Genomic DNA, 693 nt, shown 5'->3' with positions numbered 1-693 from the left:
TTAATGAACATTTATTTGGACGATTTCGACCAATACATGAAATCAAAAGGACACCGCATAGTAAGGTATGCAGATGATATACTGCTGTTAGGCAGTAGCAAGTCAGAAGCATGGCAGCTTTTACAAGTAGCCACCCATTACCTTGAAAAGGAGTTACTGCTTACAGTAAACCAAGCAAAGACACATGTGACACACCTGTCAGAAGGAATCCCATACTTGGGCGTTGAAATACATGAAAGAGGAATTTTCCTATCCAAAAAGAGTATTCGTAGTTTCAAGGACAAGATTCGTGTACTAACTCCTCGTTACAAAGGAGCAAAACTCACCGATCATGTTCATGAGATCAACAAATCACTCAGAGGCTTCATGAATTATTTCCGTGTGACCTGCAACAGGCTTGTTTTTCAAGATCTGATGGGATGGGTTCGTCGAAGACTCCGGATGATGAAGTTAGTGGAATGGAAAAGCTGGAAAGGGTTGCACCGGCAACTGAGACGAATGGGTTATAAAAAGAGTTTTGAACGGGTTGATGTTAAGAAATGGAGGATGTCAAAAGCACATCTTGCGCATATGGCATTACCCAATAAATGGTTCACGGAAGAACTCAAACTCTTCGACATGACCAAAGTCGAAGTAAATACGCTACATCAGTATTATGAATAATGTCTGGCATGAGCCGTGTACGTGGTCCGT

Annotated in this window: 1 protein-coding gene; it reads left to right on the top strand. The window is 41.6% G+C overall.

Translation table 11 applies throughout. From position 1 onward, the window contains the following. Positions 1-663: group II intron maturase-specific domain-containing protein (locus ABD985_RS21235; RefSeq protein WP_345375349.1), on the top strand; the 663-nt coding region annotated here is incomplete at its 5' end. Positions 664-693: the final 30 nt, after the last annotated feature.

It is taken from the genome of Algivirga pacifica, assembly GCF_039543525.1.
Classification (GTDB): domain Bacteria; phylum Bacteroidota; class Bacteroidia; order Cytophagales; family Flammeovirgaceae; genus Algivirga; species Algivirga pacifica.
This window is presented reverse-complemented; position numbering and strand designations above follow the sequence as displayed.